Annotated in this window: 12 protein-coding genes; 4 read left to right on the top strand and 8 right to left on the bottom strand. The window is 72.1% G+C overall.

Features of this window, described 5'->3' with window-relative positions; translation table 11 throughout:
• Window positions 1-132: 132 nt before the first annotated feature.
• The 6 genes from ACH443_RS01365 to ACH443_RS01340 all read right to left on the bottom strand — a co-directional run bounded on the left by ACH443_RS01365 (window position 133) and on the right by ACH443_RS01340 (window position 6,211).
• Window positions 133-507, bottom strand: a complete 375-nt coding sequence (locus tag ACH443_RS01365) for a sterol carrier family protein (protein WP_430589264.1) — start codon at window positions 505-507, stop codon at window positions 133-135.
• A 74-nt stretch (window positions 508-581) separates the two neighbouring features.
• Entirely contained in the window at window positions 582-1,409 is an 828-nt protein-coding gene (locus ACH443_RS01360; protein ID WP_430589263.1) for an ATP-binding cassette domain-containing protein, read from the bottom strand.
• Window positions 1,406-2,326 (bottom strand): ABC transporter ATP-binding protein, encoded by a 921-nt coding sequence (locus tag ACH443_RS01355; protein WP_430589262.1) that lies wholly within the window; start codon window positions 2,324-2,326, stop codon window positions 1,406-1,408. Before ACH443_RS01355 ends, ACH443_RS01360 begins: the two co-directional genes overlap by 4 nt.
• Window positions 2,323-3,348 (bottom strand): ABC transporter permease, encoded by a 1,026-nt coding sequence (locus ACH443_RS01350; RefSeq protein ID WP_430589261.1) that lies wholly within the window; start codon window positions 3,346-3,348, stop codon window positions 2,323-2,325. Before ACH443_RS01350 ends, ACH443_RS01355 begins: the two co-directional genes overlap by 4 nt.
• Window positions 3,341-4,333, bottom strand: a complete 993-nt coding sequence (locus tag ACH443_RS01345; RefSeq protein ID WP_429766014.1) for an ABC transporter permease — start codon at window positions 4,331-4,333, stop codon at window positions 3,341-3,343. The genes ACH443_RS01350 and ACH443_RS01345 overlap by 8 nt, the downstream gene beginning before the upstream one ends.
• Window positions 4,334-4,462: 129 nt before the next feature.
• Window positions 4,463-6,211 carry an ABC transporter substrate-binding protein gene (locus tag ACH443_RS01340; RefSeq protein ID WP_430589260.1) on the bottom strand — a complete coding sequence of 583 codons (1,749 nt, stop codon included), beginning with the start codon at window positions 6,209-6,211 and terminating at the stop codon, window positions 4,463-4,465.
• A 303-nt stretch (window positions 6,212-6,514) separates the two neighbouring features.
• Between ACH443_RS01340 and ACH443_RS01335 the strand changes: the two genes are divergently transcribed.
• Window positions 6,515-6,952 (top strand): YybH family protein, encoded by a 438-nt coding sequence (locus tag ACH443_RS01335; RefSeq protein ID WP_430589259.1) that lies wholly within the window; start codon window positions 6,515-6,517, stop codon window positions 6,950-6,952.
• A gap of 32 nt (window positions 6,953-6,984) precedes the next feature.
• Here ACH443_RS01335 and ACH443_RS01330 read toward each other — a convergent pair whose 3' ends face one another.
• On the bottom strand, window positions 6,985-8,490 hold the full coding sequence (locus ACH443_RS01330) for an RNB domain-containing ribonuclease (RefSeq protein WP_430589258.1): 1,506 nt from the start codon (window positions 8,488-8,490) through the stop codon (window positions 6,985-6,987).
• A 169-nt stretch (window positions 8,491-8,659) separates the two neighbouring features.
• Here ACH443_RS01330 and ACH443_RS01325 point away from each other — a divergent pair, with 169 nt between their 5' ends.
• Entirely contained in the window at window positions 8,660-10,891 is a 2,232-nt protein-coding gene (locus ACH443_RS01325) for an NADP-dependent isocitrate dehydrogenase (protein WP_429766021.1), read from the top strand.
• A 112-nt stretch (window positions 10,892-11,003) separates the two neighbouring features.
• On the opposite strand, the gene ACH443_RS01320 is transcribed toward ACH443_RS01325, so the two are convergent.
• On the bottom strand, window positions 11,004-11,402 hold the full coding sequence (locus ACH443_RS01320) for a hypothetical protein (RefSeq protein WP_430556423.1): 399 nt from the start codon (window positions 11,400-11,402) through the stop codon (window positions 11,004-11,006).
• Between the two features lie 66 nt (window positions 11,403-11,468).
• Between ACH443_RS01320 and ACH443_RS01315 the strand changes: the two genes are divergently transcribed.
• Both ACH443_RS01315 and ACH443_RS01310 read left to right on the top strand, forming a co-directional pair.
• On the top strand, window positions 11,469-12,404 hold the full coding sequence (locus ACH443_RS01315) for an alpha/beta hydrolase family esterase (protein WP_430589257.1): 936 nt from the start codon (window positions 11,469-11,471) through the stop codon (window positions 12,402-12,404).
• A 101-nt stretch (window positions 12,405-12,505) separates the two neighbouring features.
• Window positions 12,506-12,991 (top strand): Dps family protein, encoded by a 486-nt coding sequence (locus ACH443_RS01310; protein ID WP_429766026.1) that lies wholly within the window; start codon window positions 12,506-12,508, stop codon window positions 12,989-12,991.
• Window positions 12,992-13,030: the final 39 nt, after the last annotated feature.

Here is a 13,030-nt window from a genome sequence, read left to right as displayed (position 1 = left end):
GTGCGCCGAACGTAGCGGAACCGGCCGACACCCGCGCGCCCGCCGGATCAGGTACTACCTCGGCGCCTCACGTACTACCTCGCAGGGATCGGTACTACCTCGCGGGGATGCGTGCTACCTCGGCGGAGCTCGTCAGGGGCGCGGGCGTGCTGCCTGCAGCGGCAGGAGGGCGGACAGGTCGGCCCGCTCCCCCGACGCGCTCACCCGCCCGGACACGACGGCGTCGGCCCACGAGAGCCGGCCGGTGGCGAGCGCGAGCCAGGTCTCGACGTCGGTCTCCACCACGTTCGGCGGCGTCCCGCGCGTGTGCCGCGGCCCCGCCACGGCCTGCACGGCCCCGGCGGGCGGCACCCGCACCTCCACCGAGTTCCCGGGCGCGACGTCGGCCAGCTCCTCCAGCGTGAACCGCACCGCCGTCGTCATGACGGGCCGCGAGGTGTCGCCGCCCAGCCACGCGGCCACGGCCGCCCGTCCAGCAGCAGGTTCGGTCCGTCGTCGCGCAGGCACGCCAGCACCTTAAGCCTCCCCACCCACCGTCCGACGGCGTCGCTCCGCGCGACCGCACCGACGCGGAACAGCGGCTAGGAAGCAGCCAGCTCCGCCCGGACCTCCTCCCGCAGCCGCCCGTGCCGTGACGGCTCGGGGGCGGCGGCGAGCAGCGTCTTCGTGTACTCGTGCTGCGGGTCGAGGATGACCTCGTCGGACGGCCCACGCTCCACGATGTCCCCCCGGAACATCACGATGATCTCGTCGCTGAAGTGCCGCGCCGTGGCGAGGTCGTGGGTGATGTACAGGACGCCGAGGTTCTCCTCGCGCTGCAGCCTTGCGAGCAGGTTGAGCACCCCGAGCCGGATGGAGACGTCGAGCATCGAGACGGGCTCGTCGGCGACGAGGAACCTCGCGCCGGGTGCGAGGGCCCGGGCGATGGCGACCCGCTGCCGCTGACCGCCGGACATCTCGTGCGGCCGCTTGACCCCGTAGAGGTCGGCCGGTGTGAGGTTGACGCGCTCCAGCAGGTCGTGGACCGCGGGCCCGAGGGCGTCGCCGCTCGCGACACCGTGGAGCTTCAACGGACGCTCCAGGTGGTGCGCCACCGTGTGGTACGGGTTGAGCGACGCGAACGGGTCCTGGAAGACCATCTGCACCTGGTGGCGGTAGCTCGACAGCGCGCGGCCGCGGCGCCCGATGGGCCTGCCGTCGAGCAGGATCTCGCCGCTCGTCGGGGTCTCCAGCTGGGAGATCATCTTGGCCACGGTCGACTTGCCGGACCCGGACTCGCCGACGAGAGCGAGGGTCTTGCCGGGCTCGAGCGTGAACGACACGTCGTTCACGGCACGCAGGGTGCCGCTGCGCAGCCCGCTGCGGACCTTGAACTCCTTGACGAGGTTGCGGACCTCGAGGCTGCTCATGACGCCTCCTCCTCGGCGGCGTCGCGGGTGACGCCGGTGCGGACGAACGAGCCACGGTCGCCCGTGAGGCTCGGGAAGGAGTCCAGGAGCTGCCGCGTGTACGGGTGCTGGGCCCGCGCGTAGATGGACTCCGAGGTGTCGAGCTCGACGATCCGGCCGGCGCGCATGACGGCGATCCGGTCGCTGATCTCGAGCAGGAGCGGCAGGTCGTGGGTGATGAACACGACGGCGAAGTTGAACCGCTCGCGCAGCCGCATGATCTCGCGCAGGATGCCGCGCTGGACGACGACGTCGAGCGCGGTGGTCGGCTCGTCCATGATCATGACCTGCGGGTTGAGCGCCATGGCCATGGCGATCATGACGCGCTGGCGCATGCCGCCGGACAGCTCGTGGGCGAAGCTGTCGAGGCGCGTCGGGTCGACCCCCACGAGCTCGAGGAGCTCGGCGGAACGCGCGGCACGCTCCTTCGTGCCCATCTGCGGCCTGTGGGTGGTGAGGACGTCGCCGAGCTGCTTGCGCACGCTGATCACCGGGTTGAGCGAGTTCATCGCCCCCTGGAAGACCATGGACACCTTGTCCCAGCGGAAGGCACGCAGCGCGTCACCGGTGAGGCTGACGACGTCGATGTCGGTGCCGTTCGCGTCGTGGAACGTCACGTCGCCGGAGCGGAGGATGGCCGGGGGCTTGAGGAGCCGGTTGAGTCCGTAGGCGAGCGTCGTCTTGCCGCACCCCGACTCGCCGGCGAGCCCGAGGATCTCGCCGCGGTGCAGCGCGAGGGAGACGTCGTCCACGGCGCGGACGGGCGGGTCCACCTGGTACTCGATGGACACGTTCCGGGCGGTGAGGACCGGCTCGAGGCGGGCCACGTGGTCGTCGTGCGTCGGCGACGACAGCGGGCCGGTGGTGGTGGCGGTCATGCGTCGACCCTCTCCTTGTCGGCGGCGACGGTCTCGGCCGCGGCTCGGCGGCCGAGCTTGTCCTTGCCCGCCTTGCGCGCCTCGCGGACGCTCTTGGCGGCGGCGGGCGCGAGCCGCAGCTTCGGGTTGACGATCTCGTCGATGGCGAAGTTGACGAGGGAGAGCCCGGTGCCGAACAGGGCGATCATCAGCCCCGGGGGGACGAACCACCACCAGGCGCCGCGGGTCAGCGCGCCGCCGCCCTGCGCCTCGTTGAGCATCGTGCCCCAGGTGATCGACCCGTTGGGACCCAGGCCCAGGTAGGACAGGCCGGCCTCGCCGAGGATGGCGAGCACGATCGCGAAGAGGAACTGGGACGCCAGCAGCGGCAGCAGGTTGGGCAGCACCTCGACGCCGATGATGCGCGGCGTCTTCTCCCCGGCGACGCGGGCCGCGGAGACGTAGTCGCGCACCCGCAGCGACCGGGCCTGGGACCGCAGCACGACGGCGGGCCCCGCGAAGGCGGTGACGCCCAGGATGAGCGCGACGACCCACAGGCTGCGCACCTGCAGGTAGCTGGCGACGACGATCATCAGCGGCAGGCCGGGGATGACGAGCATGATGCCGGTGACCAGCGAGAGGAACTCGTCGGTCCAGCCGCGCAGGTACCCGGCGACGACGCCGAAGAACAGCGCGAGGACGATCGCGACGAGGCCCGCGGTCACGCCGACGACCAGCGAGCCGCGGGCGCCCTCGGCGAGCTGGGCGAGCACGTCGTAGCCGAGGCTGGTCGTGCCGAGCCAGTGGCCGGGCTGCGGCGGCAGCAGCGGGTCGTTGGCGGAGCTGCGGGGATCCTGCGTGACGAAGGGGCCCACGATCGCGAACAGCACGATCCCGCCGATGAGGATGAGCCCGGCGAGGAGCTTGCCCGACATGGAGGGCAGCATCTGTCGCACGCCGGACTTCTTGCCCGGCGGCGTAGGAGGCGTGGCCGGCTCGGTGTCCGGCGTGGTGGCGGGTGCGGTGGTGTCGGTGTCAGTCATTGTGGCGCGTCCTCGGGTCCAGGAAGCCGTAGATGAGGTCCATGAGGAACAGTGCTGCCAGGACCGCGAGCGTGATGACGAGGAAGACGCCCTGCATCAGCGCGTAGTCGTTGTTGCGTACCGCCGTGATCATGAGCTTGCCCACGCCCGGGTACGTGAAGACCTGCTCCATGACGAGGGAGCCGGCCACGACGAACCCGAGGGACACGCCGAACCCGGCGAGGGACGGCAGCGCGGCGTTGCGCATCGCGTAGGTGGTGAACACGCGGCGCGGGCGCAGGCCCTTGGCCTCGGCGGTCGTGACGTAGTCCTCCGACAGCGTGGAGACCATCATGTTGCGCATCCCGAGCAGCCAGCCGCCGACCGACGAGATGACGATCGTGACGGCCGGGAGGAACGCGTGGTAGAGCACCGAGCCGACGAAGGCCCAGCTCCACTCCGGTCCGTTGAAGTGGAAGACGTCGTACGCGCCGATGATGGGGAACCACTGGAGGCTCACGGCGAACACGAAGATGAGCACGAGGGCCACCCAGAAGTAGGGCAGCGACTGCAGCATGGTGGTGCTCGGCACGAGGCTGTCCACCCAGGTGCCGCGCTTCCAGCCGGCGAGCGCGCCCAGCCCGATCCCGAGGACGAACGAGATGATCGTCGCCGTGCCGACGAGGCCGAGGGTCCACGGGATCGCGTCGCCGATGAGCTCGGTCACCGGCGTCGGGAAGTTCGTCACCGAGACGCCCAGGTTCCCCGTGAGGACGTTCTTCCAGTACGTGACGTACTGCTCCCACAGGGACTGGTCCTCGGCCGCACCGAGGAGGAGCCGGATGCTGTTCTCGGTGCCCGCCGGGATGCCTCCGGCGCGCTGCAGCTTCGCCATGAGGATCGAGAACGGGTCGCCCGGCAGCATGCGCGGGATGAAGAAGTTCAGCGAGATCGCGGCCCACAAGGTCACCGCATAGAAGGCGATCCGCCTGGCGTAGAACTTCATGGGGTCGGGCCGCCCTTCGGTGTCGCGGGCATGCGGCTCCTCCTCGCTCGGTGCGTCACTGCGTCGTGGTGCGGGTCGTGCGGGTGACCGGCGGGCTGGGGACCCGCCGGTCACCGGGTCGGGAGCGCGTTACTGGGCGCCGCCGAGCTTGCCGAGGATGACGCCCGAGGACGGGCCCTGCCACGACGGCGGGAACATGTACATGTCGTCCTCCGTGGGCCAGCCGGCGAACTTCGTCGTGTTGAAGAACGTCTGCGTGCCGTTCACGACGATCGGGATGTACGGCAGGTCCTCGACGATGTTCTCCTGGACGGTGGCGTAGGCCTCCTTCTTGGCGGCCTCGTCGTTCGTCTGGGACGCGGCCTCGACGGCGGCGTTCACCTCGTCGTCGTCGTAGCGGGAGATGTTCCACTCGCCCGGCTCGAGCGCGGTGCCGACCTTCTGGGTGTAGTCGCCGGTGAACCACTCGCGGTAGATCTGGAACGGGTCGGCCAGCGAGGTGCCGACGACGCCGCCCATGATCAGCTCGAACTCGCCGGAGACGCGCGCGTCGGCGAACTCGTTCCAGGAGATCGTGGACGCGGTGACCTTGAGGCCCGCGGCCTTGGCCTGCTCCTCGATGAGCTTGGCGGCGTTGTTGAAGTCCGACCACCCGTCGACGGAGGTCAGCGTCAGGTCGATCGGCGTGCCGTCCTTGCCGTAGAAGCCGTCGGCGTCCTTGGTGTAGCCGGCCTCCTCGAGGATCTTCCCCGCGGCCGCGGCGTCGGCGCTCTGCGGCGACTCCTTCGGCATGCCGTCCGCGATCCACTTGTCGTCGCGGCCGAGCAGCGCGAACGTCGGCGAGATCGGCTTGGCGAGCCCGACGAACGCCTTCTCGGTGATCGCGGAGCGGTCGATGGCGGCGTCGAGCGCCTGGCGGACGGCGACGTCCGTCTGGGCGCCCTTGCAGCCCAGGTCGGTGTTGGAGCACGTGTACAGCACGACGGGGTCGACGGGCGTGTTGACGTACCCGAAACCGCCGGTCGAGGTGATCCGCTCGGGATCCGGCACGAACATCGTGGTCCAGTCGATCTGCCCGGTCGTGAGCAGGTCCTCCGCGGACTGGTTGGCGTCGATGCCGACGTAGCGCAGGGAGGCGACCTTCGGCGCCCCGCCCCAGTAGTCGGGGTTGGCCTTCGCGGTGTACGCGGCGTTGGACGCCGTGTCGAGCATGTACGGGCCGGTGCCGACCGGGGACTCCGCGTTGTCCCACGCCACGAGCCCGGTGAGGGCGTTGCCCTCGGCGTCCTCGCCGGAGTCCTTCTCGTGCTCGGAGAACACGTGCTTCGGCACGATGTACGTGCTGCCGAGGATCGCGAACTCGTTCGCGAACGCCGGCTCGTCGAAGGAGAACACCACGGTGGACTCGTCCTGCGCGACCGCGTCCTTGAGGTAGACGGGCTTGGCGGTGTCGTTCGTGAACGAGTACACGACGTCGTCCGCGGTGAACGGCTGGCCGTCGTTCCACTGCACCCCGCTACGGAGCTTCACCGTGAGCTCGGTGCCGTCCTCGTTCCACTCGAACGACTCGGCGAGCATCGGCGTGGGGTCCACGTCCTGGAGCTTGTTGTACGCGAACAGCGACTCGTAGATGCCGCCGTTGGCGAGGTGCAGCACGCCCACCGCGTAGGGGTTGAAGTTGGGGGTGATCGGGGTCTGCGAGCCCGCCCAGATCACGAGCTCCTGGTCGGTGGCCTGGCCCTCGGCCGCGGGGGCGCTGGTGCCGTCGCCGCCGTCGTTGCCCTCGGCGGAACCGGAGCACCCGGCGGCCAAGAGGGTCACGCTGGTCAGGGCGGCGGCGGCTGCGAGCCACCGTCCGCGGATCTTCCCTCGGATCATCGTTGGTCCTTCCAGTCGGCAGCGCACCCTCACGCCGCGATCGCTCACGCTTAGGGAAGGAACCTTAACGAATAGTCACAGGGCCGGCGCTAGACCTTGAATCGTTATAAGGCAGGAGTGTTATCAAAACGTCACCTGGGGCTCCTGCCCGGGGAGCCGGGCTCCGCGTGGACGGAGCCGGCCACGGCAGGGCGCGGACCGTCACGTCCCCGCAGCCACCGTCGTCGGTCGGGGTGAGGCAGATCCTCGCCTCGACCGATACCCCTGCCCCCTGCCCCCTGCCCCCGACCCCGAGGGGCGACCATGTCCGCGACCCACGACCACGAGCACGCGATCCGGCAGCTGCTGGGGTCGCTCGTCGGCGCCCTGCGCGCCAAGGACCTCGACGCGGTGCGCGAGATCTACGCACGCGACGTCGTCTCGTTCGACGTCGAGCCCCCGCTGCAGCACGTCGGGATCGACGCCAAGCTGCGGAACCGGGTGCAGGTGTTCGACGCCTTCGCGACCGTCGACTACGAGCTGCGCGACCTCGCCCTGACCGTCGACGAGCACGTCGCCTTCGGGCACGCCTTCGGCCGGCTCAGCGGCACCCTCGCCGACGGCACGCCCGTGCCCGGGACGTGGGTCCGCGGCACGTTCGGCCTGCGTCGCGACGGTGAGCGCTGGCTGGTCGCTCACGACCAGGTGTCCGTCCCCGTGGACGTGCGCACCGGAGCCGCGGCCGTCGACCTCGAGCCCTGACCCGGGAGAGCCGGGCCGGCACGGCCGCGTCGTCAGCCCAGCGTGAAGAGCACCCGCCGGTCGGGCACCGACGCCTCGGCCAACGTCGCGCGGACGCGCTCGCCCAGCGGCAGCCCGGCGCCCTCGATGCGCGCCCGCACGGCCGGCGCCTCGAGCATGACCTCGCCGCGCTGCGGGTTGTCCGCCGTGCCGTCCTCGTCGTCGCCGCGCACGTCGACGACGACGCCGTCGAAGGCCTGCCCCTCGCGGCCGGCGAGCAGCGCCGCCTCGACGACGTCCACGCAGCCGCGCTCGAACGCGCCCGCCGTGCGGGAGGCAGCCGCCATCGTCTCGGGCAGGGTGGGGAGCGCCTCGGTCACCCAGGCGGGCGGCTCCTTGCCGGCGGCGTGGGCGAGGCACACCTCCGTGGCGTAGCGGTCGGCGAGCCGCCGCAGCGGCGCCGTCACGTGGGCGTACTCGGCCGCGATCGCCGCGTGCCGGGCGTCCGCGGGCAGCGCGACCGGCGGCCCGCCGTCGGGCCCCGGCACGCCGAACGCCAGGTAGCCCGCGCCCCGGAAGAGCGACGTCGCCTCGGCGAGGAAGGCCGCGTGGGTGGGACGACGGGACTCGAGCGTCGGGACGAGCTGCGCGTACGAGACCTCCTCGGGCCAGTCGATGCCGAGGGCCGCGGCGGTCCGGCGCAGGCGCACGACGTCGCGGTCGTCCGCCGGGGGCAGCGTGCGCAGCAGGCCGACGCCCGCCTCGCGCATCATGGCCGCCGCGGCGATGCCGGTGAGCAGCGAGATCTGCGCGTTCCAGCCCTCGACGGGAAGGGTGCGCCGCAGCTCGAGCGTGAACGACCCGTCGGGCCCGGACGCGATCTCCTGCTCGGGGACCTCCAGCGACACCCCGCCGCGGTCCCGCTCGCGCTCCTGCCGCAGGCGGCCCACGTCTGCGAGCAGGGACAGGGAGTCCGACGCCGTCCCCGCGTCGAGCTGGCCCTGGACCTCGCCGTAGGTGAGGCGGGCGCGCGACCGCACGGTCGCGCGGGTCACGGAGCTGCTCGTGATCTCGCCGTCCGCGTCGAGCCCGATCGTCCACAGGACGGCCGGACGGTCCTCGTCGGGCAGCAGGCTCGCGGCGCCCTCGGAGAGGACGGGCGGGTGCAGCGGGGTGCGCACGTCCGGGCCGTAGACGGTCGTGCCGCGACGGTGGGTCTCGGCGTCGAGCGGGCCGCCCGGCCGGACGAACGCGGCGACGTCCGCGATGGCGTACCGGACGATGTACCCGCGGCCCGACGACGCGACGTGCACCGCCTGGTCGAGGTCCATCGAGCCGGGCGGGTCGATGGTCACGAGCTCGACGTCGCGGCGGTCCTGACGGCCCTTCCTTCCCGTGCCCCCGAGGGCCGACCCGCCGTCCGCGGCGGACTTCTCCGCCTCGTCCCGCACCTGGGCGGGGAACATCGCGGGCAGGCCGGCCTCGGCGCGGAGCGCGGCGAGGGCGTCGGCGACCTCGGCCGGGCCCGCCTGGGCGAGATGGAGCTGACGCGTCGGCACCGCTCGACCGTAACGGCGCACGCCGGGGGCCGCGCGGCGAGGGACCCGACCGTGAGGCACGGCACGGCACGGCGGTCGCCCGGGGTTTCGACAGGCTCCGCCGCGGCCAGATATCTTGATGTCAAACAATCTCTCGTCCACCACTGCCCTGCCTAGGGAGCATCGCCGCATGACCACCGAGTCCCGGCCCGAGGCCGCCACGATCATCTACACGCACACCGACGAGGCGCCGCTGCTCGCGACGTACTCGTTCCTCCCGATCGTCGAGGCGTACGCCGCCCAGGCCGGGGTCACGCTCGAGACGCGCGACATCTCCCTCGCGGGCCGCATCCTCGCCCAGTTCCCGGAGCGGCTCACCGACGACCAGCGCATCGGCGACGCGCTCGCCGAGCTGGGCGCGCTGGCCACCACCCCCGGCGCCAACATCATCAAGCTGCCGAACATCTCGGCGTCCGTGCCGCAGCTCAAGGCCGCCGTCGCCGAGCTGCAGGCCCAGGGCTACGACGTCCCGAGCTACCCCGAGGACCCGCAGACCGACGCCGAGAAGGACGTGCGCGCCCGGTACGACAAGGTCAAGGGCTCGGCGGTGAACCCGGTGCTGCGCGAGGGCAACTCGGACCGCCGCGCCCCCGCCTCGGTGAAGAACTACGCGAAGGCGCACCCGCACCGCATGGGCGCCTGGTCGGCCGACTCGAGGACGAACGTCGCGACGATGGGCGAGAACGACTTCTTCTCCAACGAGAAGTCCGTCGTGGTCCCCGCCGACGACACCCTGACGATCCGCCTGGTCACCCCGGCCGGCACCACCGTCCTCAAGGACGGCCTGAAGGTCGAGGCCGGCGAGGTCGTCGACGCGACCTTCATGTCCGTCGCGGCGCTGAACACCTTCCTCGCCGAGCAGGTCGCCCGCGCCAAGGCCGAGGGCGTGCTGTTCTCCGCGCACCTCAAGGCCACGATGATGAAGGTCTCCGACCCGATCATCTTCGGCCACGTGGTGCAGGCGTTCTTCCCCGCCCTGTTCGAGAAGTACGGCGACGAGCTCAAGGCCGCGGGCATCTCCCCCAACGACGGCCTCGGCTACCTGCTGTCCACGGTCGACACGCTGCCCCACGGCGCCGAGATCCGCGCCGCCGTCGAGCAGGGCCTCGCCGACGGCCCGGCCCTCGCGATGGTCGACTCGGACCGCGGCATCACCAACCTGCACGTGCCGTCCGACGTCATCATCGACGCCTCCATGCCCGCGATGATCCGCGGCGGCGGTCACATGTGGGGCCCCGACGGCAAGGAGCACGACACGCTCGCCGTCATCCCCGACTCGTCGTACGCCGGCGTCTACCAGACCGTCATCGACGACTGCCGCGCGAACGGCGCCCTCGACCCGGCCACCATGGGCTCCGTGCCCAACGTGGGCCTCATGGCCAAGAAGGCCGAGGAGTACGGCTCGCACGACAAGACGTTCGAGATCCCCGCCGACGGCACCGTCGAGGTCGTCGACGCGGCCGGCGACGTGCTGCTGAGCCACGACGTCCAGGCCGGCGACATCTGGCGCGCCTGCACCACCAAGGACGTCGCGATCCGCGACTGGGTCAAGCTCGCCGTCAACCGCGCCCGCGCCACCGGCTCCCCCGCCGTGTTCTGGCTCGACGCGCAGCGCGGCCACGACGCACAGCTCATCGCCAAGGTCGAGGAGTACCTGGGCGACCACGACACCGACGGCCTCGACATCCACGTGATGGCGCCGGCCGAGGCGACGGCGTTCTCCCTCGCGCGCATCCGCCAGGGCCTCGACACCATCTCGGTGACGGGCAACGTGCTGCGCGACTACAACACGGACCTGTTCCCGATCCTCGAGCTGGGGACGTCGGCCAAGATGCTGTCGGTCGTGCCGCTGATGAACGGCGGCGGCCTCTTCGAGACCGGCGCCGGCGGCTCCGCCCCGAAGCACGTGCAGCAGCTCCTCGCGGAGAACTACCTGCGCTGGGACTCGCTGGGCGAGTTCTTCGCGCTGGCCGCGTCGTTCGAGCACCTGGCGACCGTCACCGGCAACGCGCGCGCCCAGGTGCTCGCGGACACGCTCGACCGCGCCACGGGCACGTTCCTCGACCAGGACAAGTCGCCGACGCGCCGCGTCGGCGGCATCGACAACCGCGGCTCGCACTTCTACCTCGCCCTGTACTGGGCGCAGGAGCTCGCCGCGCAGTCGGACGACGCCGAACTGGCCGCCGCGTTCGGCCCGCTCGCGGCGTCGCTCGCCGAGCAGGAGCGGACGATCGTCGACGAGCTCGTCGGCGTCCAGGGCTCGCCCGCCGACATCGGCGGCTACTACCGCCCCGACGCCGCCAAGGCCGCCGCGGTGATGCGCCCGTCCGCCACCTTCAACACGGCGCTCGAGGCCCTCTGACGCCGAGAGAGAGAAGGCGAACCCGCGAGATAGAGAAGCCCGGAGGGGCCGCACCGGCTGCGGCCCGTCCGGGCTTCTCTATCTCGCGGGTTCGCCTTCTCTATCTCGGCAGCTACCAGGACCAGCCGCGGGAGCTGAGCTCCAGCTCCTCGCGCAGCCGTTCGGCGGACTCGGCACGCTCGCCGGCGCGCATGGGCAGGTCGACGACGCTCAGCCCGGCGAGGCGGCACGCCTCGCGCAGCAGGGCGTCGTAGGCGCCCTGCGCGGCGCGCGCGTGGTGGGCGCGGGCGAAGACCTGCGGGTCGTCGTCGATGGCGCGCAGCTCGCGGGCCAGCTCCCCCAGGCGCACCTGGACGGTCAGCGTCAGCAGCGGGTCGGCGGCGGGGGCACGACGACGGAGCGCTCGGCGGGCGACGGCGTCGCAGTGCGCGTCGGAACGCGCCCACGACCGGGCGGCGACGGTCGCGACCAGCGCGAACGCCGCCGTCAGGAGCGCCAGCTGCCACGTCATCGGAGCACCACCTCCGCACCGTTTTCAGCCTATGCCGGGCGCTGCTCGCACGCGACAATCGACGGCATGCCGGCGCACCGCCCGATCCTGGCGACCCTCGTCGCGCTGGTCACCCTGCTGCTCACGGCCTGCGGCTCCGCCGCGCCTCCGCAGGCCGACGAGCAGCCCCTGGTGCTCGCGGCCGCCAAGGCGATGCCGGCGGGCACGACGGGCGTCGTCGACGTCGGCGGGCGGCCCGTCCAGCTCCACGTGCCGCCCGCGTACCAGCCCGACCTCCCCGCCCCGCTCCTCGTCGTCCTGCACGGCTTCGGGTCCGACGCGGCGCGCGCGGACGCCATGCTCGGGCTGCGGGACCAGGCCCTCGCGCGCGGCGTGCTCTACGCCCTCCCCGAGGGCACCGAAGGGCCCGACGGGCGCCGGTTCTGGAACGCGACCGACGCCTGCTGCGGCGCCGACCGCGCGGGCGTCGACGACTCCGCGTACCTGGCGCAGGTGATCCGCACGCTCGCGGCCACCTACGCCGTGGACCCCGCGCGGGTCGCGGTGGTCGGGTACTCCAACGGCGGCTTCATGGCCTATCGCACGGCGTGCGACCACGCCGACCTCGTGTCCGTCGTGGTGTCGCTCGCGGGCGCGATGCCGGCGGACGACGGCGCCTGCCGCCCGTCGCGCCCGGTGACCGTGGTGCAGGCGCACGGCGCGGACGACCCCGTGATCCGCGCGGGCGGCGGGGTCCGCGACGGGCACGCCTACCCGGCGGCGGCGGAGTCGGCCGCTGCCTGGGCGCGTCACGACGGCTGCGCGGCGGCCCCCGTCACCGCTCCCGACCGGCGCGACCTCGACAGCGCGGTGCCCGGCGCCGAGACCAGGGTGACGACGTGGGGCGGGTGCACGGGCGGCGCCGAGGTCGGGCTGTGGTCGATCGCGGGCGCGGACCACTCCCCCTCGCTCGCCCCGGCGTTCGCGACGGCGCTGCTCGACCTCGTCACGGGCGCGCGCTGACGACGACCAAGGCTCGCCTGCCCTTGCTGGCGGCGCCCGGGAAGGCTCCTTAACCTGGAATGGTTCAAGAGAGCGATCGTCACCGGAAGGAAGGTTCACCCATGACCACTCCCACGATGAAGCGCAACACTCCCCGCGCCGAGGCCTCCGACAAGCTCCGCGCTCACCTGCAGCGCGTGCTCGTCGCGCTGGTCGACCTGCACGTCCAGGGCAAGCAGGCCCACTGGAACGTCACCGGCCGCGGCTTCCGCGACCTGCACCTCCAGCTCGACGAGCTCGTCGACGTCGCCCGCGAGCACAGCGACACCGTCGCCGAGCGCCTCCGCGCGCTCCAGGCCGTGCCCGACGGCCGCACCGAGACCGTCGCCACCACGACCGACCTGTCGCCCTACCCCGCCGGCCTGGTGTCGGTGGAGGACACGGTCGACGCGATCGTCGAGCGCGTCGCGCAGACCGTCGAGGTCGCGCGCGAGGTGCACGACGACGTCGACGCCGAGGACCCGACCAGCGCCGACCTGCTGCACGAGATCATCACCGACCTCGAGAAGCAGGCCTGGATGATCTCGTCGGAGAACACCGAGGTCTGAGCCGGGGCGCAGGCTCGGCCCTACCTCAGGAGCCGAGGT

Origin of the sequence: Isoptericola sp. NPDC019571 (genome assembly GCF_044389385.1) — a bacterium.
GTDB classification, from domain to species: Bacteria; Actinomycetota; Actinomycetes; order Actinomycetales; family Cellulomonadaceae; genus Isoptericola; species Isoptericola nanjingensis.
The sequence above is the reverse complement of the archived record's forward strand: the minus strand, read 5'-3'. Positions and strand labels throughout refer to the sequence as shown.